The sequence below is a fragment of the Micromonospora sp. SH-82 genome (assembly GCF_051132485.1).
Classification (GTDB): Bacteria; Actinomycetota; Actinomycetes; order Mycobacteriales; family Micromonosporaceae; genus Micromonospora.
Window position 1 is genome coordinate 4,149,122 of record NZ_CP148049.1, and the last position, 26,808, is coordinate 4,175,929.

The 26,808-nt window shown below is 72.6% G+C and carries 25 protein-coding genes, 1 tRNA gene and 1 pseudogene; 16 read left to right on the forward strand and 11 right to left on the reverse strand.

Translation table 11 applies throughout. The annotated features are described in order from the left end of the window. Positions 1–37 precede the first annotated feature (37 nt). Positions 38–1,873 (reverse strand): annotated as a pseudogene (locus tag WHN02_RS18440) (polysaccharide biosynthesis protein); the annotation flags it as partial. Positions 1,874–2,060: 187 nt separating this feature from the next. Between WHN02_RS18440 and WHN02_RS18445 the strand changes: the two are divergent. Continuing rightward, on the forward strand, positions 2,061–3,515 hold the full coding sequence (locus WHN02_RS18445; protein ID WP_434739969.1) for a polysaccharide biosynthesis tyrosine autokinase: 1,455 nt from the start codon (positions 2,061–2,063) through the stop codon (positions 3,513–3,515). Here the strand turns inward: WHN02_RS18445 and WHN02_RS18450 are convergent. Continuing rightward, on the reverse strand, positions 3,496–4,050 hold the full coding sequence (locus WHN02_RS18450; RefSeq protein ID WP_434739970.1) for a low molecular weight phosphatase family protein: 555 nt from the start codon (positions 4,048–4,050) through the stop codon (positions 3,496–3,498). The two genes, WHN02_RS18445 and WHN02_RS18450, sit on opposite strands and share 20 nt — an antisense overlap. 156 nt (positions 4,051–4,206) lie before the next feature. Between WHN02_RS18450 and WHN02_RS18455 the strand changes: the two genes are divergently transcribed. From WHN02_RS18455 to WHN02_RS18465, 3 genes are all read left to right on the forward strand, one after another. Then, a complete protein-coding gene (locus WHN02_RS18455) occupies positions 4,207–5,454 on the forward strand; it encodes a glycosyltransferase family 4 protein (RefSeq protein WP_434739971.1) in 1,248 nt (415 codons plus the stop codon). A gap of 98 nt (positions 5,455–5,552) precedes the next feature. Further along, complete coding sequence (locus WHN02_RS18460) at positions 5,553–7,328, forward strand: DUF4012 domain-containing protein (protein ID WP_434739972.1); 1,776 nt, start codon at positions 5,553–5,555, stop codon at positions 7,326–7,328. A gap of 12 nt (positions 7,329–7,340) precedes the next feature. Further along, positions 7,341–7,913: a hypothetical protein gene (locus WHN02_RS18465; protein ID WP_434739973.1), complete on the forward strand. Its 573-nt coding sequence runs from the start codon at positions 7,341–7,343 to the stop codon at positions 7,911–7,913. A 163-nt stretch (positions 7,914–8,076) separates the two neighbouring features. Here WHN02_RS18465 and WHN02_RS18470 read toward each other — a convergent pair whose 3' ends face one another. Together WHN02_RS18470 and WHN02_RS18475 are read right to left on the reverse strand one after the other, a co-directional pair. After that, complete coding sequence (locus WHN02_RS18470; RefSeq protein ID WP_434744000.1) at positions 8,077–9,423, reverse strand: MFS transporter; 1,347 nt, start codon at positions 9,421–9,423, stop codon at positions 8,077–8,079. 89 nt (positions 9,424–9,512) lie between these two features. Then, complete coding sequence (locus tag WHN02_RS18475) at positions 9,513–9,749, reverse strand: hypothetical protein (RefSeq protein WP_434739974.1); 237 nt, start codon at positions 9,747–9,749, stop codon at positions 9,513–9,515. A gap of 146 nt (positions 9,750–9,895) precedes the next feature. Here WHN02_RS18475 and WHN02_RS18480 point away from each other — a divergent pair, with 146 nt between their 5' ends. Continuing rightward, a complete protein-coding gene (locus tag WHN02_RS18480) occupies positions 9,896–11,074 on the forward strand; it encodes a geranylgeranyl reductase family protein (RefSeq protein ID WP_434739975.1) in 1,179 nt (392 codons plus the stop codon). Positions 11,075–11,208: 134 nt separating this feature from the next. Here the strand turns inward: WHN02_RS18480 and WHN02_RS18485 are convergent, their stop codons facing one another. The 3 genes from WHN02_RS18485 to WHN02_RS18495 are packed head-to-tail and all read right to left on the reverse strand — an operon-like array spanning position 11,209 to position 12,587. Then, positions 11,209–11,868, reverse strand: a complete 660-nt coding sequence (locus WHN02_RS18485; protein WP_434739976.1) for a nucleotidyl transferase AbiEii/AbiGii toxin family protein — start codon at positions 11,866–11,868, stop codon at positions 11,209–11,211. Continuing rightward, on the reverse strand, positions 11,865–12,233 hold the full coding sequence (locus WHN02_RS18490) for a hypothetical protein (RefSeq protein ID WP_434739977.1): 369 nt from the start codon (positions 12,231–12,233) through the stop codon (positions 11,865–11,867). The genes WHN02_RS18485 and WHN02_RS18490 overlap by 4 nt, the downstream gene beginning before the upstream one ends. A gap of 57 nt (positions 12,234–12,290) precedes the next feature. Further along, the gene (locus WHN02_RS18495) at positions 12,291–12,587 is read right to left on the reverse strand and encodes a hypothetical protein (protein ID WP_434739978.1); all 297 of its coding nucleotides are present in this window, start codon (positions 12,585–12,587) and stop codon (positions 12,291–12,293) included. Between the two features lie 120 nt (positions 12,588–12,707). Here WHN02_RS18495 and fdh point away from each other — a divergent pair, with 120 nt between their 5' ends. The 8 genes from fdh (at position 12,708) to WHN02_RS18535 (ending at position 21,780) form a co-directional block, all read left to right on the forward strand. After that, on the forward strand, positions 12,708–15,971 hold the full coding sequence (gene fdh / locus WHN02_RS18500; RefSeq protein ID WP_434739979.1) for a formate dehydrogenase: 3,264 nt from the start codon (positions 12,708–12,710) through the stop codon (positions 15,969–15,971). Then, positions 15,961–16,887 (forward strand): 4Fe-4S dicluster domain-containing protein, encoded by a 927-nt coding sequence (locus WHN02_RS18505; protein WP_434739980.1) that lies wholly within the window; start codon positions 15,961–15,963, stop codon positions 16,885–16,887. The genes fdh and WHN02_RS18505 overlap by 11 nt, the downstream gene beginning before the upstream one ends. Continuing rightward, complete coding sequence (gene nrfD, locus WHN02_RS18510; protein WP_434739981.1) at positions 16,884–17,879, forward strand: NrfD/PsrC family molybdoenzyme membrane anchor subunit; 996 nt, start codon at positions 16,884–16,886, stop codon at positions 17,877–17,879. The genes WHN02_RS18505 and nrfD overlap by 4 nt, the downstream gene beginning before the upstream one ends. 61 nt (positions 17,880–17,940) lie before the next feature. Beyond that, positions 17,941–18,036, forward strand: a tRNA-Sec gene (locus tag WHN02_RS18515). A 54-nt stretch (positions 18,037–18,090) separates the two neighbouring features. Continuing rightward, positions 18,091–19,383, forward strand: a complete 1,293-nt coding sequence (gene selA, locus WHN02_RS18520; protein WP_434739982.1) for an L-seryl-tRNA(Sec) selenium transferase — start codon at positions 18,091–18,093, stop codon at positions 19,381–19,383. Further along, positions 19,364–21,184 (forward strand): selenocysteine-specific translation elongation factor, encoded by a 1,821-nt coding sequence (selB, locus tag WHN02_RS18525; protein ID WP_434739983.1) that lies wholly within the window; start codon positions 19,364–19,366, stop codon positions 21,182–21,184. Before selA ends, selB begins: the two co-directional genes overlap by 20 nt. Positions 21,185–21,316: 132 nt before the next feature. Continuing rightward, positions 21,317–21,514, forward strand: a complete 198-nt coding sequence (locus tag WHN02_RS18530) for a hypothetical protein (protein ID WP_350896896.1) — start codon at positions 21,317–21,319, stop codon at positions 21,512–21,514. Between the two features lie 89 nt (positions 21,515–21,603). Beyond that, a complete protein-coding gene (locus WHN02_RS18535) occupies positions 21,604–21,780 on the forward strand; it encodes a hypothetical protein (protein ID WP_434739984.1) in 177 nt (58 codons plus the stop codon). 5 nt (positions 21,781–21,785) lie between these two features. Here the strand turns inward: WHN02_RS18535 and WHN02_RS18540 are convergent, their stop codons facing one another. Beyond that, positions 21,786–22,433 (reverse strand): hypothetical protein, encoded by a 648-nt coding sequence (locus WHN02_RS18540; RefSeq protein ID WP_434739985.1) that lies wholly within the window; start codon positions 22,431–22,433, stop codon positions 21,786–21,788. A 189-nt stretch (positions 22,434–22,622) separates the two neighbouring features. Between WHN02_RS18540 and WHN02_RS18545 the strand changes: the two genes are divergently transcribed. Then, a complete protein-coding gene (locus tag WHN02_RS18545) occupies positions 22,623–22,829 on the forward strand; it encodes a hypothetical protein (RefSeq protein ID WP_434739986.1) in 207 nt (68 codons plus the stop codon). Between the two features lie 90 nt (positions 22,830–22,919). Here the strand turns inward: WHN02_RS18545 and WHN02_RS18550 are convergent, their stop codons facing one another. The 3 genes from WHN02_RS18550 to WHN02_RS18560 all read right to left on the reverse strand — a co-directional run bounded on the left by WHN02_RS18550 (position 22,920) and on the right by WHN02_RS18560 (position 24,655). Further along, positions 22,920–23,378 carry a hypothetical protein gene (locus tag WHN02_RS18550; RefSeq protein WP_434739987.1) on the reverse strand — a complete coding sequence of 153 codons (459 nt, stop codon included), beginning with the start codon at positions 23,376–23,378 and terminating at the stop codon, positions 22,920–22,922. After that, positions 23,375–23,584, reverse strand: a complete 210-nt coding sequence (locus WHN02_RS18555) for a phosphatidylethanolamine-binding protein (RefSeq protein ID WP_434739988.1) — start codon at positions 23,582–23,584, stop codon at positions 23,375–23,377. Before WHN02_RS18555 ends, WHN02_RS18550 begins: the two co-directional genes overlap by 4 nt. Before the next feature lie 189 nt (positions 23,585–23,773). Continuing rightward, positions 23,774–24,655: a universal stress protein gene (locus WHN02_RS18560; RefSeq protein ID WP_434739989.1), complete on the reverse strand. Its 882-nt coding sequence runs from the start codon at positions 24,653–24,655 to the stop codon at positions 23,774–23,776. A 123-nt stretch (positions 24,656–24,778) separates the two neighbouring features. Between WHN02_RS18560 and WHN02_RS18565 the strand changes: the two genes are divergently transcribed. Then, on the forward strand, positions 24,779–25,522 hold the full coding sequence (locus WHN02_RS18565; protein ID WP_434739990.1) for an SAM-dependent methyltransferase: 744 nt from the start codon (positions 24,779–24,781) through the stop codon (positions 25,520–25,522). 79 nt (positions 25,523–25,601) lie between these two features. Then, positions 25,602–26,777: a PP2C family protein-serine/threonine phosphatase gene (locus WHN02_RS18570; protein ID WP_434739991.1), complete on the forward strand. Its 1,176-nt coding sequence runs from the start codon at positions 25,602–25,604 to the stop codon at positions 26,775–26,777. Positions 26,778–26,808 lie beyond the last annotated feature (31 nt).

Genomic DNA, 26,808 nt, shown 5'->3' on the forward strand with positions numbered 1-26,808 from the left:
CACCCGACCCTCGGGTACGGGTTGGTGAAGGTCCGGCGGCGGGCAGGCTGCCTACGACGGGTCGGTCCGCGCAGATCGCCGCCAACCTCTTGACCAGCTCGTCGGGATCGGCGTACGGGTCGATCAGCCGGACTTCCCCGGGGTCGAGCGCGGGTACCCGGACGTGTGAGATCAGCGGGTGGATCGGGCGGCTGTCGGTCTCCTGCACCCCGAACAGGTCCTCGTGCAGCTTCTCCCCGGGGCGCAGCCCGGTGAAGACGATCTCGGTGCCGGTGGCCGACTCGGCGGCGAGCCGTCGGGCCACCTCGGCGATGCGGACCGGTTCACCCATGTCGAGCACGAGCGCCTCCCCGGCCCGCCCGATCGTGGCGGCCTGGAGGACCAGGTGCACCGCCTCCTGCACGGTCATGAAGTACCTGGTGACGTCCGGGTGGGTCACGGTGATCGGCAGACCGGCCTCGATCTGGGCCCGGAAGGCCGTCAACACCGACCCCCGGCTGCTGAGCACGTTGCCGAAGCGGACGCTGAGGTGACTGCCGCCGAGGACGGCGTAGTGGGCGGTCAGCCGTTCGGTGAGCCGTTTGGAGTACCCGAGGACACTCGTCGGGTTGGCCGCCTTGTCGGTGGAGATGTTGACGAACCGGGCGACGTCCCGGCAGGCCTCCAGGACGTTCAGGGTACCCAGGATGTTGGTCTTGATCGCCTCGCCGGGGTGCCGTTGCAGCAGCGTGAGGTGCTTGAGGGCGGCGGCGTGGAAGACGATCTCGGGTTGCCGGTCGGCGATGATCCGACCGATCTCCTCGGCGTCGCGGATGTCGGCGAGGATCAGCTCCGGCCCATCGAGCAGCGCCCGGCCGTGCAGGGACATCTGCAACGCGTGCAGCGCCGATTCGTCCCGGTCGAGCATCATCAGCTCACCCGGGTCGCACCGGGCGATCTGTCGGCACAGCTCCGAGCCGATGGAGCCGCCGGCGCCGGTGACCAGGACCCGCCGTCCGCGTAGTCCGCTGCCCTCGACGGTGAGGTCGGCGACCCGTTGGGCCCGGCCCAGCAGGTCGGTCAGCTGCATGTCCCGGACGTCGGTCACCTTCACCGGCCGGTCCAGCAGGTCGCGTACCGGGGGCAGGACCTTGAACGCGGCACCGGCCTGGAGGGTGCGGGCCCGTACGTCGCGCATCAGTTCGGCGTCCGCGCCCCCCATGCAGAGGATCACCGTCGAGGCCCGGGTCTGCCCGATGACGTCGACCAGGTCCGTGCGACCCCCCAGGACCCGGATGCCGTCCAGGCGTTGCCCGATCCGTTCCGGCTCGTCGTCGAGCAGTCCCACCGGCAGGTACCGGCTCAGCGGGTCGCTGCGCAGCGACCGGAGCAGCTGTTCGGTGGCCACGTCGACGCCGTAGACCAGGGTCCGGCTGGCCGAGCGGGTCGGGCCGGCGTGCCGGTCGCGGTGGTGGCGGTAGGCGGCCCGGGCCAACGCCATGATCAACAGGGCGATCATGGCGCCGACCACGGGTGTGGTGGCCGGGACCGGGCGCGGGTCGACGGGCAGGAGCAGGGCGAGGGTCACCCCCAGCACCCCGGCCGTGGTGACGACCAGGGCCCACGCCTCGTTGGCGCTGCCCACCGGGTCCCGGCCGCGCAGTCGGGCCCGGATCAGCCCGAGGGCACCGTGTCCCGCCGCGCAGCCGACGGCGACGCCGAGAACGGCCGCGCACTGCCCGGCGGTGAGGGCGAACTCGAACCGCGTCCAGGCGGCGGTCAGCAGACCCCCGCACCACGCGAGCGTGTCCAGCGTTAGGAGGTACAGGGCGGCCCTGCGACGGACGAACCGATGGTCGATGGGAGGGGCGGGCGAGGTCGGTGCTGAGTCCATGTTCTGCCCTCAGGTATTCGTCACCGTCTGAGTGGTTTGCGGCTTATAGCGGTGACAGATGGTTTAGATTCTGTTCGTCCCATCCCACACCGAATGGGGCCCAACCATATTTACATGATCTATAGGCCGATATAGGGGATTTGGTGAAGATTTTATCGGCAGGGTCGGGACGAGGAGGGTTCGACTGATGGAGATTCGTGACTACCTGCGTGCGGTCCGCCGGCACTGGTGGATCGCCCTGGTCACGGTCATGGTGTCGCTGGGGTTGACCACTGTGGTCACCCTCCGGGCCCAACCCCGCTACGCCGCCACGGTGACCTTCTTCGTCACCACGCCGAACCAGGGGGTGAGCGAGGCGTACCAGGGCGGCATCTTCATGCAACAGCGGGTGAAGTCGTACGTCGACCTGCTGCAGAGCGACAGGCTGGCGCAGAGCGTCGTGGCCAAGAGCCAGCTCGGGTTGACAGTGGACGAGGTACGCAGCCGGATCACGGCCTCCACCGTCCGCGACACCGTCCTGTTGCAGGGGACCATCGTCGACACCGACGCCACCCGTGCCCTGAAGCTGACCGAGGCGGTCGCCGCCCGCTTCGTCGAACTGGTCAAGGCGGTGGAGACCCCGCCGGAGGGTCGCACCCCACCGATCAAGGTGGAGGTGATCGGCGGCCCCCGCGTCGGCTCGACCCCGGTCTACCCGGAGCCGGTCCGCAACTTCGCCCTGGGCACGCTGATCGGCCTGATCGCCGGCCTGGGGCTGGTGGTCCTGCGGACCAAGCTCGACACCCGGCTACGGGACGCGATCAGCCTGCAACGGGTCACCGGCAGTCCGCTGCTCGGCGAGATCCCCTTCGACACCACCGCCCGGCACGCCCCGCTGATCGTCGGCGACGCGGCGACCACGCCACGGGCCGAGGCGATCCGCAAGCTCCGTACCAACCTGCGTTTCGTCGACGTCCACGAACCCGCCCGGGTCATCGCCGTCACCAGTGCCCTGCAGGGGGAGGGGAAGACCACCATCTCCTGCAACCTGGCCATCGCCCTGGCCGAGGCCGGGTGGCGGGTCGCCCTCGTCGACGCCGACCTGCGTCGGCCGAAGGTGGCCGAGTACCTCAACATGGAGTCGACCGTCGGGTTGACCGACGTCCTGCTCGGCGACGTCCAGGTCGGCGACGTGGTGCAGCGGTGGGGCGACAAGTCCCTGCTGGTCCTGCCGAGCGGTTCCACCCCGCCGAACCCCAGCGAGCTGCTGGGCTCCAAGGCGATGGCCGACCTGCTGGTGATGCTCCGCGAGTCCGCCGACATCGTGGTGATCGACACCGCTCCGCTGGGCAGCGTCACCGACGGTGTGGTGGTCGCCGTCCAGGCCGACGGTGCGCTCCTGATCAGCCAGCACGGACGGACCGACAGGGGTCAGGTCAGCGCGGCGGCTCAGGCGCTCCAGTCGGTCTCGGTCCGGCTCCTCGGCTGCGTACTCAACATGGCCAAGCTGGGCAAGGCAGAGGCGTACCGGTACGAGAACTACAAGATCGAGGTTCCGGCCGCCCGCAGCGCCTCCTCCGGCACCCGGGCTAAGCGGGGCTCGACGGTCGGCCCGGACCGGGCCGACGACGACACCCAGACCCTCACCCGGCTGCCTCGATGAGAGCCGCGACCGGCAGCACGCACCGTTCGATCTCCCGGGCGCACTCGCGGAACTCCGCGAGCCCGTTGCCGATCGGGTCGGTCAGGTCGTCGTCGGCGGGGGCGGTCGGCTGCAGCCGCCCCCGCGCCAGGGCGGCGGCCCGGAGCGCCGCCGTCAACGGTGCCCCGGTGGCGGCCTGCGGCCCCGAGGCCAACTCGGCCAGGCGGGCGAACTGGCGCAGGGTGAACACCCGGTGCAGGGCCGCCGGGGCGAGCCCGACGCAGGTCGAGCGCTGGCCACGGGTGGCGGTCAGCACCAGGGCGGCGTCGCGGAGCAGGTCGGCGGTGACCCGGCGGCTGCGGAACGTCTCCGGGTCCCGGCCGGTCCCGGTGGCCACCTCGGCGGCGTACGGATGCATCGGGTGCCCGTCCACCGCGTGGGTGCCCGCGCTGGCCACCGTCACCGGCAGCTTCGCCAGCAGGTCGGTGGCGACGAACTCGGCCATCGGCGATCGGCACAGGTTGGCGTGGCACACGAACAGGATCCGGTCGGTCATCGAAGCCCCTCTCCACGGAGTCGTACGAGCGGTCACCGGCGACCGGACGCCGACACGCCGACGTCCCGGGCCGGTCGGCGAGGGGTTGACGGCATCCTACGTGTCGCCGTGGCCGTCGCGTCGGGCCAACGCGCCGTCCGGTCAGGAGGTGCCCCGGTGAGGATCGGCATCCTGGCGTACCACTTCCCGCCGGAACCGGCCTTCCTGGTCGGCAGTCTCGCCGAGGAGCTGGCCGCCCGGGGACACGAGGTGCGGGTGCTGACCGGGTTCCCCGACTACCCGGGCGGACACGTCTACCCGGGGTGGCGGCAGCGGTGGCACCACGAGACGCACAGCCTCCGGCTGACCGTCCGGAGGGTGCCCCGGTTCCCCCGCGACGACGGGACGGTCCGGGGTCGGATGGCGGCGTACCTGTCCTTCGCCGCCGGCGCCGGGCTCGTCGCCCGGAGGTACCTGCGCGGGGTGGACGTCCTCTACGTCCACCAGGTACCGGCGGCGACCCTCGCCACGGTGGCCGTCGGACGGGTCCTCGGCTCGGTACCGACCGTCCTGCACGTCCAGGACGTCTGGGCGGACGCGGAGACCCTCGGTGGTGGGGAGGCCGCCCGACGGTGGTCGGCCCGACTGGCCGGTTCCGCCGCCCGGGCCTACCGGGCGGCCGACCGGCTGGCGGTGACCGCGCCGTCGCTGCGCGAGCCGGTGGTGGCCGCGGGCGGCGACCCGCAGCGGATCCGGCTGGTGCCGGGCTGGACCGACGACCGGCTGTTCCGGCCGGTCGCCCCGAGCCCGGCGGCCCGCCGGCTGGTCGGTGCGGACCGGCGGTGCCTGGTCATGCACGCCGGGACGATCGGCGTCGCCGAGGGGCTGGCCACCGCGGTACGGGCGGCGGCCTCCCTGGAGTCGAAGATGCAACTGGTCCTGGTCGGCTCCGGCGGCGAGGAGTCCCGGGTCCGGCGACTGGCCGGGGAGCTGGGGACGGGCAACATCCGGTTCCTGCCCCGGCGGTCGGCACTGGACATGCCGGAGCTCTCCGCCGCCGCCGACTACCACCTGGTCGCCGCCCGTGACCTGCCGGAGCTGCGCGGTCGGGTGCCGGGGAAGCTGACCGCCGCGCTGTCCTGCGCGGTGCCGGTCGTCGCCGCGGCCGCCGGGGACACCGCCCAGATCGTGGAGCGGGCCCGGGCGGGACTGTCCTGCCCGCCGGAGGACTGGACCGCCCTGGCCGACCGGTTCTGGCTGGCCTCGACGATCCCCGAGTCGGCCCGGGTCGAGATGGGCCGGCGGGGACGCGACACCTACCTGCGGGAGATGTCGATGCGGGCCGGGGTCGACCGGGTCGAGCGGCTGCTGCACGAGGCGGTGGCCTCCCGCCAGGAGGGGTTCCGAAACCCCGTCAGGCGATGAACACCTATAAAGCATATTTTGCCCCGCGATCGTGTTACAAACAGCAGGCATCAGGTTTCTGTCCGTTTTGAGTAGGGGAGTGTGGTGTGCCGGAGAGCGTGACGTCGCGTCCGCGCCCGTCCCGGCGTCGTCGTCGAGCGCGTCGCCGACGGGCACTACTGATCGCCCTGGTGTCGCTGTCCCTGCTGCTGTCCGCCACGGGTTGGCTCGGACTGCGGGTCTCCCAGGCCCGCGCGCACCTGCTCAACGCCGCCGCCCTGGCTCAGGAACTCAGCGCCCGACTGCTCGCCGGTGACACCGACCGCGCTCAGCGGACCCTCGCCGCCCTTCAGGAACAGGCCGCCAAGGCCCGCACCGCGACGGGTGACCCGTCCTGGTGGGCGGCCGGGTGGACGCCGTACGCGGGAGACGACCTGACAGCCGTACGCCGGGTCGCGGTGGCCGTCGACGACCTGTCCCGTACGGCGTTCCCGTCCCTGGTCGGGGTGGACCCGGCGGCACTGCTCCCGCAGCGGGGCGGCCTCGACCCGGCGGCCGTGCGCGATGTCGCTCAGCAGCTCGCCGCCGGTGACGAGGTGGTGCAGCGGGTCCGCGACGACCTCGCCACGATCTCCGCCGACGGGTTGGTCCCCCAGGTCGCCTCGGCGCTGACCCGACTGCGCGCCGAACTCGACTCGCTGGCCGCGATGACCGCCACGACCAGCCAGGTGGCCCGGATCCTGCCCCCGCTGCTGGGCGCGGAGGGGCCGCGTACCTATCTGCTGGCCGCGCAGAACCCCGCCGAGGTCCGGGCGACCGGGGGGATGCTCGGTGCGTACGCGATGATCCGCGCCGACGGGGGGCGGGTCAGGATCGTCGGGCAGGGCGCCTCCGCCTCCGAGCTGCTCCGGTTCGACCCGCCGATCACGAAGCTCAGCGCGGAGATGCGCCGGCTCTACACCGACCTGCCCGGGATCTTCCCGGCGAACGTGAACCTCACCCCGCACTTTCCCACTGCGGCGAAGCTCTACCGGGAGATGGTCCGACGGCGTACCGGCACCGAGGTCGACGGGGTCCTCGCCGTGGACCCGGTGGCGTTGTCGTACCTGCTGGAGGTGATCGGGCCGGTCAAGGTCCCGCAGGGGCCGCAGCTGACGGCGGGCACCGCGGTCCGGACCCTGCTCTCCGAGGCGTACCTCACGCTCGACGTCGCCGAGCAGGACCAGTTCTACGCCGCCGCCGCCGCTGCCACCTTCGACGCGCTTCTGTCCCAAAAAGTTCCCCCTGTGGGTGCTATTTCTGCTTTCCGCCGTTCTGTGGAAGAACGTCGGATATTGTTCTGGAGTGCCCGATCCGAGGAACAGCGGGTGCTCGCCGACAGCCGGATGTCGGGGGTGCTCCCGGAACAGGAGTCCGAGCCGACCGTCGGTGTCTTCCTCAACGACGCCACCGGCGCGAAGCTCGGCTACTACCTGCGGCCGGCGGCAACCCTGACCGTCGGTGAGTGCCGACCGGACGGGCGACGTCTGCTCCGGCTGGCGTTCTCGCTGGCCTCCTCGGCACCGAAACGCGGACTCACGCCGTCCGTGCTCGGTCTGGGCACCAGCATCCCGCCGTACACCGTCCGCACGCTGGTCTACGTCTTCAGCCCGGCAGGCGGCGCGGTCATCGGCGGGCGGCTCGACGGAGACGAGGTGTCGCTGGGCAGCGGCACCGAACGCGGCCGGCAGGTCGTCGTCGCCACCGTCGAGCTCCGCCCGGGAACGTCCCGGACCCTCGAGGTCGACCTGCTCACCGCCGAACAGACGGTGGTCGGCACCGCCGACCTCTGGCACACGCCCACCGCCACCCCGTGGACCACCCAGATAGATCCAGCACCAGCTTGTAACCAGTAGGAGGGAACCATCATGCGGCTATCCCGCATCATCATGGCGCTCACGGTCGGTCTGGCCGTGGTGGCCGTGCCGACCGTGGCGGCCGCGGCACAGCCGCAGCCCACGCCTTCCGTGACGACCCAGCCACCGACGGACTACCCGCCGCAGCCGCCCGTGCTGACGGTGACCCCGACGACGGTGTACGTGAACGAGACCGTCCAGCTCCGTGGTGCCGGCTTCGGTCCCGGGGAGATCGTGGACATCTCGATCCAGGTCAACCCGGTCCTGCCGTCCATCACCGCCACCGCCAACGGCGACGGTCGATTCACCCGCTCGTACACCCCGACCATCGAGGGGACGTACACCTTCACGGCGGTGGGTCGGGACACCGGTCGGACCGCCTCCACGACCCTGCGGGTCCTGAAGAAGGTCAAGCCGACCCCCAGCCCCACCAAGTGGCCGCACAAGGGCGGCTGGCTGCCGGTGACCGGTGACGACGCCGGCACCCCGCTCAAGGTCGGTGGCGGTCTGGTCGGGGCCGGAGCGGTCCTGATGCTGCTGACGCTGGCCTGGCGCCGCAAGGCCCGGATGGGTGAGGGCAGCTGATCCACCGCACCCCGGGCCCAGCCCGGTGACCGCACGCGGCACCCGTCGGAGTTCGTCTCCGGCGGGTGCCGCCGTCTGCGCCCACCGTGTCTGCGCCGCCCACCGCCGTCTCCGTCCGTCGCCCGCCTCGGCGGGCACCCCGGGGTCCGCCGTCGGTCCCTGCTCACCGCCGCCCACGCCGACGGCCCGCGACGTCGAGCAGGGCGGCCAGCAACGCCAGGCCGATGATCCCGGCGGCCACCAGCAACGCGTGCCGCAACCCCGCCGACCAGTCACCGGTGCCGCCCACTGTCGAGAAGAAGACCGACCCCACCCCGGCGATTCCCGCCGCCGACCCGATCCGCTGGCCGGTCTGGAGCATCCCCGCACCGCTCCCGGCCACCGGCACCGGGACCTCGGCCAGGGTCAGGGTCTGGTTCGGGGCGATCACCAGTCCACTGCCGAGCCCGGCGAGCAGCAACGGACCGGCGAGGGTCAGCGGCGCCGGCCCCTCGGGCACCAGCCGGGACACCAGCACCACGGCGAGCAGACCGAGGATCGCCCCGGCCAGTCCGACCACCACCAGCAGCCGTCCCGTCCGGTTGACGATCCGACCGCTGATCGCCGAGCTCACCGCCGACCCGAGCGCGAACGGGGTGATCGCCGCGCCCGCCACCAGCGGGCTGTAGCCGAGCCCGGTCTGCAGGTAGAGGGTGAAGACGAAGAACAGGGCGGTGAACCCGCCGAAGTAGAGCAGGGCGATGACCGACCCCAGCAGGTACGACCGGGTCCGGAACAGGTCCAGGCAGAACAGCGGCGGTCGACGACGGGCGTACCGGCGTTCCCACAGACCGAAGGCGACGAGTACCGCCAGACCCGCCGGGAGCAGCCACCACCGGGCCGGGGAGCGCCACCGCTCACCCTGGACCAGCGGCAGCAGGAGCGCCACGACCCCCACCCCCAGGAGCAGGACCCCCACCGGGTCGAGGCTGCGTCCACCGGACGACCCGTTCGGGCGCGACGGCACCAGCCGCCAGGCGAACACCATGGCGAGGATCCCGACCGGAACGTTGACGAAGAACACCCACCGCCACCCGTGCTCCGCCCCGCCGAGGTGGATGAGCACCCCGCCCAGCAGCGGCCCCACCGCCGTGGAGACCCCGATCGTGGCACCCAGCAGACCGAACGGTCGGGCCCGTTCCGGCCCCCGGAACAACTCCTGGATCAGGCCGGTGACCTGCGGGTTGACCACCCCCGCGGCGGCTCCCTGGAGGAGCCGGGCGGCGATCAGCCACTCCGGTGACCGGGCCAGCCCGGCCACCGCGCTGGTGGCGGTGAACAACGCCACCCCGAACAGGAACACGGCCCGGCGTCCCCGGGCGTCCCCGAACCGCCCGGCCGGCACCAGGACCAGACCGAAGGTGAGCGCGTAACCGGACAGCACCCACTGCAGGTCGCTCGGGCCGGCCCCGAGAGCCGTGTCGATCGACGGCACGGCGACGTTGACGATGCTGATGTCCAGCAGGGTCATGAACGCGGCGACCAGACCGACGGCGAGGGCCTGCCACCGCCGCCGGTCCGCCGCGCCCCGGTGACCGCCCGGACCGGTCTCGGTGGGTGTCACGCCAGCTGACGGGCACACCAACGGGGGCCGAAGTCGAGCCCGGCCATCGGGGAGTCCTCCCGGTGCAGCAGGTTGCGCTCGGTCAGCTGCCGCAGCGGCGCGTCGACCTCCGCCTCGGTCAGCCCGGCCTCCTCGGCGATCTGGTCGGGGTAGGGGACCTGGCCCCGCGCCTCCAGCGCGGCGACCGCCTCGTACACCCGAGCCTCCATGTCCGAGAGCTGCACCTCGTGCATGGCCGTCCCCCTTCGTCCGCCGACCGCCCGGCACGGGCGGTACGCCCGCGCGGTTACCCGCTCCCGGGCCGAAGATGCCGCTCGCGCACTCCGGCGCGCCGTCCGTGGTGGACGGCGCACGGACCCCGTTGCCCTAGGCTGCACGCGTGATCGTCTGGGATGTCGCCGTCGTCGGTGCCGGCCCCGCCGGACTCAGCGCCGCCCACGCGGCGGCGCGGGTCGGGGCCCGGACCCTGGTGCTGGAACGTGCCGTGCACCCCCGTTACAAGACCTGCGGCGGGGGGCTGATCGGCACCTCGTTGGCGGCGGTGGCCGGCCGGATCGAGGTTCCGGAGCACGACCGGGTGGACCGGGTCACCTTCACCCGCGACGGGCGGGGCGAGTTCACCCGCCGGTGTCGCAGCGGGTCGCTGGTGACGATGGTGCGCCGGGAGGAGTTCGACGACCGGTTGCGGGCGGCGGCGGTGTCCGCCGGGGCGCAGGTCCGCGAGCGCGCCCCGGTCCGCGCTGTCGACCAGGACCCGGACGGGGTACGGCTGCGGCTGGCCGACGGTACGACGGTGCACGCCCGTACGGTGGTCGGCGCGGACGGCTCCTCCGGGGTGACCGCCCGGCACGTGGGTGTCAGGTACCGACAGGTCGACCTCGGGCTGGAGTTGGAGATCCCGGTGCCCCCCGTCCACCAGCGGCGGTGGCGGGGTCGACTGCTGCTGGACTGGGGCCCGATCCCCGGCTCGTACGCGTGGGTGTTCCCGAAGGGGGACAGGTTGACAGTCGGCGTCATCGCGGCTCGGGGCGAGGGGGAGCGGACCCGGGCCTACCTGAGGGCGTTCGTGCAGCGGCTGGGCTTGGCCGAGCTGCCGCCCGAGCACGACTCCGGGCACCTGACCCGGTGTCGGGCGGAGGACTCCCCGCTGGTGCGGGGGCGGGTCTCGGTGGCCGGTGACGCGGCCGGGTTGCTGGAACCGTGGAGCCGGGAGGGGATCAGTTTCGCGCTGCGCTCCGGCGCGCTGGCCGGTACGGCGGCGGCCGGGGGTGACCAGGCCGGCTACGGGCGGGCGGTGGGGGAGACCCTGGTGCCGTCGATGCGGGCCGGACACCGGCTGCTGGAGGCGTTCGAGCGTCGGCCGCAGATGTGCCACGCGTTGCTCGCCACGCCGATGGGCTGGCGGATGTTCGCCGGGTTCTGTCGGGGCGAGACGAGCTTCGACCGGGTGGTGGAGCGCACCCCGGTCCGGGCCGCCCTGGCCCTGCTGGACCGGTTGCCCCACCCGCGCCGTGCCCCGCAGACGGCGCCCCTCGCCTCGGTCCCACCCCACCACTGACCCCGTCCGTCCCGGTCGCCGGTTCACTCCGCACCCCGAACTCACCTATCTTCCTAGGATGCCTTAGCGGATGTGACCCCCACTCCGCCACACACATTGCACCCCGGACCGAGGAACGAACATCACCGGAGCGGTCAGCGAGGCCAGACGGCGAGGCGACGGCGCAACCTGACGACCGCCGCCGCGTCAAGGCCGTACCGGGAGAAGCGCTGGTCCGGGACCCGGTCCAGGTACCGGCCGGCGGCGCGGACGTCCTCAGGGTCCAGCGCCGGGTCGATCTGGCGGGCCAGCTCCAGCAGCTCGGCCACCGGGTAGTGGTCGAGGGCGGCTGCGACGTCGATGAAGTCGCGCACCTCCCGCCGGTTGACCAGGGCGGCGGTCTTGTTCGCCACCAGGTCGCGGACGTCCATCACCGGGCCGAGGTCCATCACCACCGGGCTGCGGTGCCGGTCGAGACGGGCCAGGCTCAGCCGGATCTGCCGACCGTCCCGTCCGACCACGAAGTCCTTCAGGTCCTGTTCGAAACCGGCGAACAGGTCGGCGAGGTCACTGTCGGGGTCGGCGTCGGCCACCTCGAACCCGGCCCGCTCCAGCGCGGCCCGGACTTCGGCGGCGGCGGCGAGGGCCGCCCCCTCCACGTCGGCGAAGAGGTCCACGTCCTCGGTGGGGCGGGCGACCAACCCGTGGACGGCCCAGGCCACCCCGCCGCCGAGGACGAACCGGTGGGGTCCGGCGGCGGTCAGCGCCACCCGGGCCACCTCGCGGTAGAAGTCGTGCAGGTGTGCGGTGCTCACCCCGCCCGGAGCACCCGGTGTCGGGTCTCCCAGGCCAGGCGTACGCCGCGTGGCAGGTTGAGGGTGCGCCACACCCGGCGCAGGATCGTCGCGTCGATGAGCGTGCGGAGGTCCTCGGCCCTGGTGCTCTCCCGTAGCACGTTCTCGTACATCCAGAGCAGCTGGTCGGGGTCGGCGAGGTCGAAGGTGCGGTCGCGGCTCCACATCAAGCGCACCGGAAGCTCGACCACCCCGTGGACGGGGCCGGTGAGTTCGGTGAGGGTGCCGACGACGACGGCGGGACGGCCCGGGCGGGCCAGGTGGGCCACCCGGCCGTAGGAGCGGTGGCCGGCGGCGGCGGGTTCGGTCTGCACGACACCCTGCATGGTCTCAGGGTAGCCCTGTCGCGGCCGGACGTCGTCCACCCCGCCGTCGGTCGGTCGTCACCGGGCCGGGGGATGCGGGTCACCGGGGGGTCTGGGACCGGGGTGGCCGCGTCGGCGGTCGCGGGCGAGTCGACAGGTGGTGGAGGCCAGCAGGACCCACCAGAGGACGGGGAGTGCGCGGAGCGCGGAACCGCCCAGCAGGGGGCTGGTGAGCAGGAGCAGGGCGCTGCCGAGGGTGGCGGTGGTGACGGTGCCGCGCCAGGGCCGGGGGAGGGGGCGGGCGGTGGCCGGTCCGAGGGCGGCGAGGGCGACCCCGGCGACGCCGAGCAGCACGGGGGCGAGCAGGGCCGTCATGGTGGGTGGGGTTCCCGTTTCCCGGTCGGGGGAACTCCCGTCCGACGGGGTCGCGGGGCGGGGTGGGTTGTTCTATGGTCGGGGCGTCGGTGGTCGGCCGGGTGGAAGGGGGTTCGCGGGATGGGTTTGCGGACCTTCATCGCGGGTTGGCCGGTCTATCGGCAGCTCACCGAGGGTGATCCGCTCGGTCGGGGGGCGGCGGCGCGGTCGGCGCGTACTGCGGGTTTGTCGGCGCGCACCGAGGACGCCGACGGGGTGGTCCGGTCGGTGTGCCCCTACTGCGCCGTGGGTTGCGGTCAGCGGGTCTATGTCGCCGACGGGCAGGTCACCCAGATCGAGGGGGATCCGGACAGTCCGATCTCGCGGGGTCGGCTCTGTCCGAAGGGTGCGGCGAGCCGGAGTCTGGTGACCAGTCCGTTGCGGCAGACGAAGGTCCGGTATCGGCGGCCGTACGGCACGCAGTGGGAGGATCTGGATCTCGACGTCGCCCTGGACATGATCGCCGATCGGGTGATCGCTGCGCGGGCGCAGACGTGGGAGGAGACCGACGCGCACGGCCGGGCGGTGAACCGGACGTTGGGGATCGCCAGTCTCGGTGGGGCGACGTTGGACAACGAGGAGAACTACCTCATCAAGAAGTTGTTCACCGTGTTGGGCGCGTTGCAGATCGAGAACCAGGCCCGTATTTGACACTCCGCCACCGTCCCCGGTCTGGGGGCCAGCTTCGGTCGCGGTGGTGCGACGGACTTTCAGCAGGACCTGGCGAACTCTGACGTCATCGTGATCCAGGGTTCCAACATGGCCGAGGCTCATCCGGTGGGTTTCCAGTGGGTGATGGAGGCCAAGCGGCGGGGTGCGAAGGTGTTCCACGTCGATCCCCGGTTCACCAGGACCAGTGCTGTGGCCGACGGTCATCTGCCGATTCGGGCTGGTACGGACATCGCGTTGTTGGGTGGGGTGGTGCGGTACATCCTGGAGAACGGTCTGGACTTCCGGGAGTACGTGTTGGCGTACACGAATGCGTCGACGATCGTCAGTGAGCGGTTCGTCGACGCGGAGGACGGTGACGGGCTGTTCTCCGGGTTCGATCCGGCGACGGCGAGTTACTCGCAGGACAGTTGGCAGTACGCGGGGCGTGAGGGCGACTCGGGTGGTGGTGACACCGTTCGTGAGCGGGATTCGGCGGCGGGGTTGGAGCACGAGTCGCATGGTCCGGGGGTGGCGGGGCCGTTGCAGCGGGACGAGTCGTTGCAGCATCCGCGGTGCGTGTACCAGATCCTGCGGCGGCACTTCGCCCGGTACACCCCGGAGATGGTGGAGCGGGTGTGTGGTGTCCCGCAGGAGCTGTTCCTGGAGTTGGCGCGGGCGTGGACGGAGAACTCGGGGCGGGAGCGGACGGGGGCGCTCGTCTACTCGGTGGGGTGGACGCAGCACAGCGTGGGTGTGCAGTACATCCGTACGGGGGCGATCATCCAGACGTTGTTGGGCAACATCGGTCGGCCCGGTGGGGGGATCATGGCGTTGCGGGGGCACGCCAGCATCCAGGGGTCGACGGACATTCCGACGTTGTTCAACCTGCTTCCCGGGTATCTGCCGATGCCGCACGCGGAGAGCCATCCGACGTTCGACGCGTGGGTGGACGGCATGGCGGCCGCCGGGCAGAAGGGTTTCTGGGGGAACGCCCGGGCGTACGCGGCGAGTCTGTTGAAGGCGTACTGGGGGGATGCGGCGACGCCGGAGAACGATTTCGGGTACGGCTGGTTGCCGCGGATGACCGGGGACCACGGGACGTACCAGCAGGTGTTGAACATGATCGACGGGAAGGTGAAGGGGTATTTCCTGCTCGGTCAGAATCCGGCGGTGGGGTCGGCGCACGGGCGGGCGCAGCGGTTGGGGATGGCCAATCTGGACTGGTTGGTGGTGCGGGACCTGTTCGAGATCGAGTCGGCGACGTTCTGGCGGGATTCTCCGGAGGTGGCGACGGGGGAGATCGTCGCGGCCGAGTGTCGTACCGAGGTGTTCTTCCTGCCGGCTGCCTCGCACGTGGAGAAGGAGGGGACGTTCACCCAGACCCAGCGGTTGTTGCAGTGGCGGGACAAGGCGGTGGATCCGCCGGGTGACGCCCGGTCGGAGTTGTGGTTCTTCTTCCACCTGGGTCGGGTGTTGCGGGAGAAGTTGGCGGGGTCGACGGCGCCGCGGGACCGGGCTCTGTTGGCGGCGACCTGGGATTATCCGACGCACGGGCGGTGGAACGAGCCGAGTGCGGAGGCGGTGCTGCGGGAGATCAACGGGTACGACACGGTGTCGGGTCGGCCGTTGTCGACGTTCACGCAGGCGCGTGACGACGGTTCCACGGCGGTGGGTTGTTGGATCTACACGGGGGTGTTCGCCGACGGGGTGAACCAGGCGGCGCGGCGGCGGCCGGGGCGGGAGCAGGACTGGGTGGCCGCCGAGTGGGGGTGGGCGTGGCCGGCGAACCGGCGGATGCTCTACAACCGGGCGTCGGCGGATCCTGAGGGTCGGCCGTGGAGTGAGCGTAAGCGTTACGTGTGGTGGGACTCCGAGCGCGGCGAGTGGACCGGTCATGACGTGCCTGATGTCGAGCGGACGAAACCGCCGTCGTATCGGCCGCCGGAGGGGGCGTCGGGGGTGGCGGGGTTGTCGGGGGTGGATCCGTTCGTGATGCAGGGGGACGGGAAGGCGTGGTTGTACGCGCCGAGTGGGGTGTTGGACGGGCCGTTGCCGTCGCACTACGAGCCGGTGGAGTCGCCGGTGGTGAATGCGTTCTACGGTCAGCAGGCCAACCCGACCCGGAAGGTGTACGACCATCCGGTGAATCCGATCAATCCGAGTGCGCCGTCGCCGCAGGCGGGGGTGTTTCCGTACGTGTTCACCGTGAGTCGGCTGACGGAGCATCACACTGCGGGTGGGATGAGTCGTACGGTGGCGCCGTTGGCGGAGTTGCAGCCGGAGATGTTCGTCGAGGTGTCCGGGGCGTTGGCGGCCGAGGTGGGGTTGACGCATCTGGGGTGGGCGCATCTGGTGAGTGCCCGGTCGGTGATCGAGGCGCGGGTGTTGGTGACCGACAGGTTGACGCCGTTGCGGGTGGAGGGGCGTCTGATCCATCAGGTGTGGTTGCCGTACCACTTCGGGTCGGCGGGGTTGGTGACGGGCGATTCGGCGAACGACCTGTTCGGTATCACGTTGGATCCGAACGTGTTGATCCAGGAGAGCAAGGTGGGGACGTGTGATCTGCGTCCGGGGCGTCGGCCGGTGGGTGGGGAGTTGCTGGCCCTGGTGGGGTGGTATCGGCGTCGGGCGGGTCTGGAGCCGCCGACGGTGACGACAGAGGTGCCGTCGGAGGGGGAGGGTCGTGTCGACTGAGGGTGGGGGCGGGTCGGTGGATCCGGCGGTGGAGGCCGGCTGGGTCGATGCGCCGCCTCGGATGGGGTTCTTCACCGACACGAGTGTCTGTATCGGTTGTAAGGCCTGTGAGGTGGCGTGCAAGGAGTGGAACGACGTCCCGACGTCGGGGTTGGACCTGTTGGGGATGTCGTATGACAACACGGGGGCGTTGACTGCGAACTCGTGGCGGCATGTGGCGTTCGTCGAGCAGCCTGCCGGTCGTTCCGATCCTGGTCCTGGTCCTGGTCCGGGTGGGTCGGGGTCGCAGTTCCTGGGGATGCCGGGTGCCCGGCCGCCGGGTCGGGAGACGGGGGTCGGCCAGCGGACGGATTTCCGCTGGTTGATGATGTCCGACGTCTGTAAGCACTGTACCGAGGCGGGGTGTCTGGACGTCTGTCCGACGGGGTCGTTGTTGCGCACGGAGTTCGGCACGGTGGTGGTGCAGGAGGACATCTGCAACGGGTGTGGGTACTGCGTGTCGGCGTGCCCGTACGGGGTGATCGACAGGCGGGCCGACGACGGTCGGGCGTGGAAGTGCACGTTGTGTTACGACCGGATCGGGGCGGGGTTGACGCCGGCGTGTGCGCAGGCGTGTCCGACGGAGTCGATCCAGTACGGCCCGTTGGAGGAGTTGCGGGGGCGGGCCGAGCAGCGGGTGGGGGTGTTGCGGTCGCAGGGGGTGTCGCAGGCCCGGCTCTACGGGCACGATCCGGCGGACGGGGTGGGTGGGGACGGGGCGTTCTTCCTGTTGTTGGACGAGCCGGAGGTGTACGGGTTGCCGCCGGACCCGGTGGTGCCGACGCGCAGGTTGCCGTCGATGTGGCGGCGGGCCGGGGTGGCGGCGGTGGCGATGGCGGCGGCTGCGGTGGTGGCGTTCGCCGGGGGGTCGTCGTGACGGGCGGTGGCCGGGGTCGGCGGGAGCACGGTGGTGGGGAGGCGCTGGCGGTGCCGGCGGCGCGGTTCACGTCCTACTACGGTCGGCCGATCGTGAAGCCGCCGGTGTGGACGTGGGAGATCCCGGCGTATCTGTTCACCGGGGGGTTGGCGGCGGGTGCGTCGCTGTTGGCATTGGGTGGGCAGGTGACGGGTCGGCCTGCGGTACGGCGGGCGGGCCGGTTGGCGGCGGCGGTGGCGGTGGCGGCCAGTGGCGGGTTGCTGGTGTCGGATCTGGGTCGTCCGGAGCGGTTCCATCACATGCTGCGGGTGGCGAAGCCGACGTCTCCGATGTCGGTGGGGACGTGGATCCTCACGGTGTTCGGTCCGGCGGCGGGGGTGGCGGCGGTGGCCGAGGGGGCGGGGTGGTTGCCTCAGCGGGGGCCGCTCGGGGTGGTGGGTCGGGTGTTGCCGCCGGTGGGGCGGGTCGGTGGGGTGGTGGCGGCGGTGACGGCGCCGGCTCTGGCGACGTACACGGGGGTGTTGTTGGCGGACACGGCGGTGCCGTCGTGGCACGAGGCGTACCCGGAACTGCCGGTGATCTTCGCGGGTAGCGCGTTGGCCAGCGGCGCGGGTGTGGGGTTGCTTGCCGTGCCGCTGGCGCAGGCGGGTCCGGCGCGGCGGTTGGCGGTGGCGGGTGCGGTGATGGAGTGGGCGGGGGCGCATCGGATGGAGTCGCGGTTGGGTCTGGTCGGTGAGCCGTATCGGACCGGGCGGCCGGGGTGGTTGTTGCGGGCGGGCCGGGTGTTGACGGTGGCGGGGGCGGTGGGCGCGGTGTGGGGTCGCCGGCGGCGGTGGGTGGCGGCGGTGGCGGGTGGGGCGTTGCTGGCCGGGTCGGTGGCCACCCGGTTCGGGGTGTTCCACGCGGGGGTGGCGTCGGCCCGGGATCCGAAGTACACGGTGGTGCCGCAGCGGGAGCGGATGGCTCGGCGGGCCGCGGCGTCCGGGGGGTGAGGGCGCCGGGTTTCCCGTCTGGTCGGGCGCCGGTGGTGGCCGCTGTGGTTCACTGCTGCGTGGAGGCGTTCAGGTGGCTGGTGCCCCTCCCGGTCTTCAAAACCGGTGTGGTCCGGGACCCGGGCCAGGCGGGTTCGATTCCCGTCCGTCTCCGCCATCGACGTCGATGCCCTCCGGTGTCGGGCGTGCCGACGGGTCGGGAGTGGATTCGATGGGGGACCAGCGGCGGCGGGTGCCGGGTACTGACACGCTGCTGGCCGAGGCCCGGTTGGCCGCCGCGGTGGCGACGTTGGGCCGGGACCGGGTGAAGGTGATCATCGGTCAGGCGCAGGACCGGGCCCGTCGGGGTGAGATCACTCCGGAGCGGGTGGTGGAGGCGGCGGTGGCGGCGTTGCCCGCCGGGGAGGTCCGTCCGGTGCTCAACGCCACCGGCGTGGTCCTGCACACCAACCTGGGTCGGGCGCCGTTGTCGCGTCGGGCGGTGGAGGCGGTGGTGGCTGCGGCCGGTCACACCGACGTGGAGTTGGATCTGGTGTCCGGGCGGCGGGCCCCACGGGGCCGCGACGCCTTGGACGCGTTGGCGGCGGCCGTCCCGGACGCGGGCGGCGTGCACGTGGTCAACAACGGGGCGGCGGCGTTGGTGTTGGCGGCGACGGCGTTGGCCGCCGGTGCCGAGATCGTGGTGAGCCGGGGTGAGCTGGTGGAGATCGGTGACGGGTTCCGGTTGCCGGATCTGCTGGTCAGCACGGGTGCCCGGTTGGTCGAGGTGGGGACCACCAACCGGACCACGGTGGCCGACTACGCGGCGGCGGTCGGGCCTCGGACGGGGTTCGTGTTGAAGGTCCACCCGTCGAACTTCGTGGTCACCGGGTTCACGGGGTCGGTGTCGGTGCGGGAGCTGGCGACCCTGGGGGTGCCGGTGGTCGTCGACATCGGGTCGGGGTTGTTGGCGGCGGATCCGTTGTTGCCCGACGAGCCGGACGCGGCGAGTGCCCTGCGGGCCGGGGCGACGGTGGTGACCGCCAGCGGCGACAAGCTCCTCGGTGGTCCGCAGGCCGGTCTGTTGTTGGGTGACGCCGACGTGGTGCAGCGGTTGCGTCGGCATCCCCTGGCGCGGGCGGTGCGGGTGGACAAGTTGACCCTGGCGGCGTTGGCGGCGACCCTCGGTGACCCGGTCACCCCGGTGCGGGCGGCTCTGCACGCCGATCCGGTGGTGTTGCGGCGGCGGGTGGGGCGGCTGCGGGAGGAGTTGGGGGCCGCCGGTCGTGAGGCGGAGGTGGTGCGCAGTGTGGCGGTGGTGGGTGGTGGTGGTGCGCCGGGGGTGGAGTTGGAGTCGTGGGCGTTGAGCCTGCCGCCCTGGTATGCGGGGCCGCTGCGGACGGGGTGCCCTGCGGTGGTGGGGCGGGTGGTCCGGGGTCGGCTCCTGTTGGACCTGCGGTGTGTGCCGGTGGACGCCGACGCGGTGGTGCGGGAGGCGGTGTTGGGTGTCCCGGTCGGGGGCTGAGTCGTGGGTGGTGGCGACGGCCGGTCACGTGGACCACGGCAAGTCCACTCTGGTGTGGGCGTTGACCGGGATGGAACCGGACCGGTGGGCGGAGGAACGCCGCCGGGGTATGACCATCGACCTGGGGTTCGCGTGGACGCGGTTGCCGTCGGGGGCGACAGTGGCGTTCGTCGACGTACCGGGGCATGAGCGGTTCGTGCCGAACATGCTGGCCGGGGTGGGGCCGGTGCCGGCGGCGGTGGTGGTGGTCGCGGCGGACGAGGGGTGGATGCCGCAGTCGGCGGAGCACCTGGCGGCGTTGCACGCCCTGGGGGTGCGGGCGGGCCTGTTGGTGGTGACCCGCGCCGATCTGGCCGATCCGGGTCCGGCGTTGGCCCGGGGGCGGGCCGAGGTGGCGGCGACGAGCCTGGGTGCGGTGGAGGCGGTGGCGGTCAGTGCGACGACCGGGGTGGGTCTGGACGGGGTGCGGGCGGCCCTGGACCGGCTCGGTGCCGGGTTGCCCCGCCCGGTGGTCGACGGCCCGGTGCGGTTGTGGGTGGACCGGTCGTTCACGGTGCGGGGGGCGGGCACGGTGGTGACCGGGACCCTGGGTGCGGGGCGGCTGCGGGTCGGGGATCGGCTGTGGGTGGCCGGGACCGGTGAGGAGGTCCGGGTCCGGGGGTTGCAGGTGATGGGGGTGGCCCGGGAGGAGGTGACCGGGGTGGCGCGGGTGGCGGTGAACCTGCGGGGGACGGCCCGGGATCGTCTGGTGCGGGGGGAGGCGTTGGTGACGCCGGACCGGTTCCGGTCCAGCGCGGTGGTGGACGTCCGGGTGGTCGGGGATCCGGTGGCCGACCTGCCCGGCACGGTGATGGTGCATGTGGGGTCGGCGTCGGTGGCGGTGCGGGTGCGCCCGTTGGGGGTGGACACGGCGCGGCTGCGGTTGGCTCGGCCGTTGCCGCTGCGGGTGGGGGATCGGGCGGTGTTGCGGGATCCGGGTCGGCGGCACGTGGCCGGTGGGGTGCGGGTCCTGGACGTGGACCCGCCGCCGTTGCGGCGGCGGGGCGCCGCGCGGGCCCGGGCGGCGGTGTTGGGGGAGGTCGACGGGCGTCCGGATCTGGTGGGTGAGTTGCGTCGTCGTGGTCTGGTGCGGGCCGCGGACCTGCTGCGGATGGGGGTCCCGGTGGTGGGGGCGCCGGTGGTGGTCGGGCCGTGGGTGGCCGATGCGGGGCACTGGGCCGGGGTGCGGACCCGGTTGGCCGAGGAGGTCTCCCGGTACGCGCGGGAGTGCCCGTTGGAGCCGGGGGTGCCGGTGGAGGTGGTGCGGCACCGGTTGGGTCTGCCGGACCGGGCGTTGGTGGAGGCGTTGGTGGGTCCACCGTTGCGGTTGGTGGCCGGTCGGGTCTGCGGTGATGGTGGCCCGGGTCTACCGGCGGCGGTGGCGGCGGCGGTGGGGCGGCTGCGGGTGGGGTTGGCGCAGCGGCCGTTCCGGGCTCCGGAGGCGGAGTGTCTGGCGGAGTTGGGGTTGGGGGCGCGGGAGATCGGGGCGGCGGTGCGGGCCGGTGCCCTGGTGCGGGTGGCGGGGAACGTGGTGTTGGCGCCGGGGTCGGTGGAGGAGGCGGGGCGGGTGTTGGCGGGGCTGGCGCAGCCGTTCACCCTCAGTGCGGCCCGGCAGGCCCTGGACACGACCCGTCGGGTGGCGGTGCCGTTGTTGGAGTTGTTGGACCGGCAGGGGGTGACCCGGCGTCATCCGGACGACACCCGAAGCGTCGTCGCGGCGTCGCCCGGGGGCGGGGTCACGGCGTCGCCCGTGCGCCGGTGACCGTGCCGCTGTCCGGGGCGTGGGTGGTTGCGGTGGTGAGCGTGCGTCCCGGTGTCCGGGCCGGTGGGGCGGGGCGTGGGTGGTTGCGCTGGTCGCCCCCGGGTGGGGTGCGGGACACCTAGGGTGAGGGGTGTGGACCCCTCGGCGGTGTGGCGGGACCGTAACCACCGGTGGCGGATCGAGGCGTATCGGGCCCCGGACCTGCGGTTCGCGGTGTTCGCGACGAACGGGACGACCGAGTCGGCGCCGTTGTGGCTGTTCGGGATGCCCGCTCTGGCCAGGTGGTTGATGACCCACGCCATCTCGTTGGACGACCTGATGACCGACTAGTTCCGGCCCGGGGACCGCAGCCCACCCGGCAGCAGGACGAACCCGCCGAAACGGTCATGTCGGTGGGATTTTGGTCGTACGGTCCGGTGGTGAACGACCGAGGGTGGCGTACCTTCTTCGCGGTGTTGGCCGGGGTCGCGGTGATCTACTTCGGGACCACCGGCCGTCGCGGCGACGAGGGCGACGGCATCTCCGGTGGTCTGCTCGTGCTGGCGGCCCTCGCGGCGGCCCTGGTGTGGCACCTGACCCGTCCGGCCGCCAAGTGACCCTGTCACCGGGCGGCGGTGACCTCCCGGGCCGAGTCGGGGTCGAGGGCGACCCGGACCAGCGCGGAGGCGAACCGGCCGAAGTCGGCTCCGCCGACCAGGTCGGCCAGCCGGGCCGCCGAGGTGGGCAGGCCGAGGTGCCGTGCCCCGGACAGGGTCCGCCGGTCGGCGTAGGGGCGCAGGTCGGGCCAGACGGTCTGGGCTTCGCGCAGGAAGATGTCGGCTCCGGTAGGGCCGATGCCGGGGAACTCGGTGAGCATCCGGCGCAGCGCGGTCCGTTCTCCGTCGGCGGCCCGGTGGAGTCTGCGCAGGTCGCCGTGCCAACGGTCGAGGCAGAGGTCGGCGCCCTGGCCCAGTTCCGAGGCGGTGCGTTCGTCGTAGCGGCGGTAGTGACCTCGGCCGAGGGCGTCGACCCGCTCCTGCCAGGTCGCCGCCGCCATCGCCGCCGGGGTGCGGTATCCGGCGGTGAACAGTTCCCGGGCGGCGTGCAGGGCCACCCCGGCGCGGATCCGGGTACTGAGCAGCGTGGTCAACACCAGCAGCTGGTACAGGGGGCCGGGTCGGTCGGCCAGGTCGATGCCGGCCTCGTCGGCGTAGGTGCGGCCCTGCCGTCGCAGCAGTGCCCGAGCCGTGGTGCGGTCGTGGTCGGCCATGCCCGTCGGGTACCCGCCCGACGGCGGACCATCCGTGGGTCCGGTCCGCCGGTGTCGACGCCGGCCTCCGGGTGGCGCGGCACCAGCAGCCCCGGCCCCGGTCCTGTCGGGTTTCGGGGTCGGCGGGCATGTCGGGGGAGGGAGTGGGTACCCGAGTACGTCAACGCCCCGTCGAGAGGAGCCGAGACCGTGACGAATCCACAGCAGCCGGAGTTGCGCCGTAACGCCCGTAACAGTGCGGTGCAGGACTCCAAGGGGCCGTCGCCGCGGGTCCGCCCGCCGTCGGGTGCCCGGTCCCGTGGTGACGCGGGTCGGGCGGTGCCGGAGGGGCAGGTGTCCCCGTACGGCCCGGTGGACGGTCCGGTCGCCGACGACGCCAGCGGCGACCGGGACTGACCGACGCGGGTGGGGGTGTCCCGGTGATGTCCGTCGGGACACCCCCGCACCTTCTCTCATCCTAGGACGCTTGAGCGAAAGTGCCCCCGGTCACCGGCGGCGCAGCCGACGCCAGCTCACCGAGGCGGCGAGCCCGTACGCCAGGTGCGGCACCAGATCGGCCAGCCAGTCCGACCGGGTCCAGGACCGGGGACGCGTGACCCCGAGTGCGGTCATCGACCCGTCGGACAGGGTCATCACCCCGCCGCCGAGGATCGCCACCTCCACCGGCCGTGGCGGGCGTCGGTCACCCACGAACAGGGCGAACACCGCCCCGGCGGCGATGCCCAACCCGTACCCGAGCACCGGCCCGAGCCCGGAGCGGCGGTTGGCCGCCGCCTCCTGCGGGCCCAGGTCGATCCCGGCCACCTCGGCGAGGCGTCCGGCGCTGGCCTGCGGGGTGGAGCTCTCCGGGCGTGCCCGCACCACCATGTCGAGGTAACTGACCACGTTGAGCGCGACGCTGCCCACCGCACCGGCGAGGGCACCGTCGACGGCGGCGGCCCTCACTTCGGGTCGCCGGGTTCGCGTTCACCCTTCGGGCCGTAGGTGCGGTCCCCGCGTACGACGCCCCGCCGCCCCCGGTCCTCCTGGAGGACCCGGTTGGCCACGTCGTCGGCCTTGCCGTCCGCCGCGCGCCCGGAGTTCTCGATCAGGTTCCGTAGCCGGGCACGTTCCTTGTCGTAGGCATTGCTGCCTGGGCGTGGTCCGGGCATGGTCGCCTCCCTCGGTGACGTGGTGACGTGTCCGGCGCGTCTACCCGGCCACGTCCACCGCATGCACCGGCGACGGGTCCCGGCCCGGTCGGCGGTACGGCCGGGGTCCGTGCGGCCTGCCCCGGATCGGTGCGGCTGGCCCGGGTGTGGGTGCGGAACAGCTCCGGAGAGTGCGGTGGGGGCGGGAATTCAGTGCGGGGCGCGGACCACGGCGACGGGGCAGTCGGCGTGGTGCAGCAGGGCGTGGCCGGTGGAGCCGAGCAGGAGACCGCCGAGCGCGCTGTGGCCGTGTCCGCCGACGACGACGAGTTGGGCGGTTCGGGCGGCGTCGAGCAGGGCGGCGCGGGGTCGGGCCCGGACGGTGCGTCGGGTGACGGTGAGCCCGGGCCAGCGGTCGGCGGCTCCGGCGAGGACCTCTGCGGTGACCCGGTCCTCCTCCTCGTGGAGGTCGGCCCGGTCGTACACGAGGGGTTGCATGTCGCCGGGGCCGGTGGTGGTGGGGTGCCGGTAGGCGTGCAGGGCGACCAGGTCGGTGTCGCGGGTGAGGGCTTCCCGGGCGGCGAACTCGACGGCGTCGTGGGACAGCGGGGAGGCGTCGACTCCGACGACGACGGGGCCGGTGGGGTGGTCGTCGCCTCGGGCGACGAGGACCGGGCAGGGTGCGTGTGAGGTGACCTGGACGGCGACCGAGCCGACGAGCAGGGCGGCGAAGCCGCCCAGGCCGCGGGCGCCGACGACGATCATGGCGGCGGTGGGGGCCTCGCCGAGCAGGACCGTGGAGGCGGACCCGTCGATGATCTCCCCGGTGACGGGGAGGTCGGGGGCGACGGTGCGGGCGGTCTGGACGGCGTCGGCGACGAGGCGTTCGGCGGCGGGACGCAGGCCGCCGCCGGGTGGGCCGTCGGGGGGTGGGTCGGTGGCGACGTGCAGGTGGGGCCAGATGAAGCCGTGGACGACGCGCAGGGGTCGGTGGTGTCGTCGGGCCTGGGCGGCGGCCAGGCGGACGGCGGTGTGGGCGGCGGGGGAGCCGTCCACGCCGACGATCACCGCTGCGCCGTTGGCCGAGTTCACGGGGGTCTCCTTCTCTGCCGGTGCGGGGTCAGTATCGCGGTGTCGGGGGTGTCGGCGGGCCGATACCGGTGCACCGGGTCGGTGGGTACGCTGGCGCCGGTCCACTGGGAGGGAGAGTCGTCGATGGGTGAGCCGGAGCAGCCGAGTACGGCGCGGATGATCGATTTCTGGTTGGGCGGGCGGCATCACTTCCCGGTGGACGTGGCGGCGGCCGGTGCGTTCGAGGGGGCGTACGGGCCGTGTCGTCCGGTGTTCCGGTCGTTGCGGTCGTTCCTGGGTCGGGCGGTGCGGTCGATGGCGGCGCAGGGGTTGGACGGTTTCCTGGTGTTCGGTGGTGGGGTGCCGACGTGTGGGAACGTGCACGAGGTGGCGGGTGGGGCGTCGGTGTTGTACACGGACGTGGATCCGGTGACGGTCCGGTCGGGGCAGGAGATCCTGGCGGGTTGTGACCGGGCGGGGTACGGGTTCGGTGACGCGGCCGATGTGGGGACGGTGGATCCGGCGCAGTTGCACCGGTTCGTTCCGGGGTGGGGGCGGCGCCCGGTGGGGGTGGTGTTCCTGGGGGTGGCGGCGTTCCTGGACGACGAGACGGTGGCCGCGACGCTCGACGAGTTGTATGCGGTGTCGGCGCCGGGTAGCCGGTTGGCGGTGGATTTCGACGGGATGGATCTGGCGGGGTATCCGCAGGCGTTGGCGATGATGGGGCCGGCGTACCGGATGCGGGAGCCGGCGCGGATGCGGGGGTTGTTGGGTCGGTGGGAGCCGACGGTGGAGGGGATCGTGCCGGTGGCGCGGTGGCGGCCGCAGGGGCCGGTGGAGGCGGTGGCGGACGCGTTCTACGGCGGGGTGGCGGTGCGCGGGGGTTGAGTGGGTGGTGGCCGTCGGGGTTCGGTGGTCGCTCCGTATGATGCTTGCCCTACAGCAAGAATATTTTCGGAGGACGAGCATGCCGGACGCGCCTGTCGTGGTGTCTCGGGCGTTGCGTGGGGCGCCGCCGGACCGGTTGCCCGAGGCGGTGGACGGTGCGGTGCGGGCGTCGTTGGGGGCGTCGGGCACCGAGGTGTTCGTGGCCGACTATCAGATCAGTGGGCTGTGGCCGGTGCGGGATCCGCAGGTGTCCGAGGGTTGTCGTCAGGTGGCGCAGCGGTGTTTCAGCAGTCAGCAGCCGGTGGTCGACGGTGAGGACGGCGGCCGGTGTCGGGTGTTCGTGCCGGTGTCGGTGTGGGGTGAGCGGCTGGGTGTGCTGCTGGTGGAGTTCCCGTCGGTGGCGCCGGCGGACACGGTGGCGGTGGTGGGGGAGGTCGCCGGGGAGTTGGCGGTGGCGTTGCGGGCGGCGGATCGGGAGACCGACCGTTATCAGCGGGCGCGTCGGCGGCAGCGGTTGAGCATGGCGGCGGAGATGCAGTGGGATCTGTTGCCGGGCCGCAGTGTGCAGCAGGAGGCGTTCCTGTTGGCCGGTCAGTTGGAGCCGGCGTACACGGTGGGTGGTGATCATTTCGACTGGGCGGTGGAGTCCGACCGGTTGACGGTGACGGTGCTCAACGGGACCGGCAGTGGGTTGCCGGCGGCGATGGTGACGGCGGTGACGGTGAACGCGATGCGTAACGCCCGGCGTTCGGGTGGTGGGTTGGTGGAGCAGGCGGAGTTGGCCTCGGACACGTTGTTCTACCAGCATCGTGGTCACCGGCACGTGGCGACGTTGTTGATGGAGGTGGACACGGTGTCGGGTCGGGTCCGGGCGGTGGACGCGGGTTCGCCGCACGTGTTGCGGTTGCGTGGGGGTGTGGTGACCCGGATCGCGTTGGAGCAGCAGTTGCCGTTGGGGATGTTCGCCGAGACCCGCTACGACCTGCAGGAGTTCGATCTGGTGGCGGGGGACCGGTTGTTCGTGGTCTCCGACGGTGTGTACGCGGCGACGCCGGTGGGGCGGGAGGAGTACGGTCGGCGGGCGATGGCGCGGGCGATGCGGTCCACTCGGCTGCAGCCGGCGACGGAGGCGGTTGGTACGGTGATGCGCGAGCTGCACGCCCACCACGCCGACGCGGATCTGCGTGACGACGCCGTGGTGGTCTGCCTGGACTGGCATGGTCCGTCGGGGCCGGCCGGTGGGGGCGAGCGGTAGTCGGGGGCGGGCGAGTACGAGCGGGACGATC